Origin of the sequence: Aestuariivirga litoralis (genome assembly GCF_003234965.1) — a bacterium.
In the GTDB taxonomy this organism is placed as follows: domain Bacteria; phylum Pseudomonadota; class Alphaproteobacteria; order Rhizobiales; family Aestuariivirgaceae; genus Aestuariivirga; species Aestuariivirga litoralis.
Map to the genome: position 1 here is coordinate 1 of NZ_QKVK01000024.1, position 1,023 is coordinate 1,023.

The 1,023-nt window shown below is 69.4% G+C and carries 1 protein-coding gene; it reads left to right on the forward strand.

The window, feature by feature from the left end:
* Positions 1-1,023, forward strand: a 1,023-nt coding sequence (locus DK847_RS21060; RefSeq protein ID WP_280956423.1) for a serine-rich family protein, incomplete at both ends; no start/stop codon positions are given.

Sequence of the window (1,023 nt, forward strand, 5' to 3'; positions counted from 1 at the left end):
ACAGCGCCAGTGTCACCCTTGGCACCGGTTTCACCCTGAGCGCCAGTGTCGCCCTTGGCGCCGGTTTCACCCTGCGCACCGGTCTCACCGACAGCGCCGGTCTCACCCTGCGCACCCGTGGCACCTACGGCACCGGTTTCACCCTGGGCACCCGTGTCACCCTTGGCGCCGGTCTCACCCTGAGCACCGGTTTCACCGACTGCGCCGGTCTCACCCTGGGCACCCGTGTCACCCTTGGCGCCGGTCTCACCCTGAGCACCGGTTTCACCGACTGCGCCGGTCTCACCGACAGCGCCAGTGTCACCCTTGGCGCCGGTTTCACCCTGCGCGCCGGTCTCACCGACAGCGCCAGTGTCACCCTTGGCACCGGTTTCACCCTGAGCACCCGTGGCACCGACGGCACCCGTTTCACCCTGGGCACCCGTGTCGCCCTTGGCGCCAGTTTCACCCTGCGCACCGGTCTCACCGACTGCGCCGGTCTCACCGACTGCGCCAGTGTCACCCTTGGCGCCCGTGGCACCGACGGCACCCGTTTCACCCTGGGCACCCGTGTCGCCCTTGGCGCCAGTTTCACCCTGCGCACCGGTCTCACCGACTGCGCCAGTGTCACCCTTGGCGCCGGTGTCACCCTGCGCACCGGTCTCACCGACAGCGCCGGTCTCACCGTGAGCACCCGTGGCACCGACGGCACCGGTTTCACCCTGGGCACCCGTGTCACCCTTGGCGCCGGTCTCACCCTGAGCTCCCGTTGCGCCAACGGCACCGGTCTCACCGACAGCGCCAGTGTCACCCTTGGCACCGGTTTCACCCTGAGCGCCAGTGTCACCCTTGGCGCCGGTCTCACCCTGAGCGCCGGTCTCACCGACAGCGCCAGTGTCGCCCTGCGCGCCGGTCTCACCGACAGCGCCAATGTCACCCTTGGCACCGGTTTCACCCTGAGCACCCGTGTCACCCTTGGCGCCGGTCTCACCCTGCGCGCCGGTCTCACCCTGAGCACCCGTGGCACCGACGGCACCCGTTTCA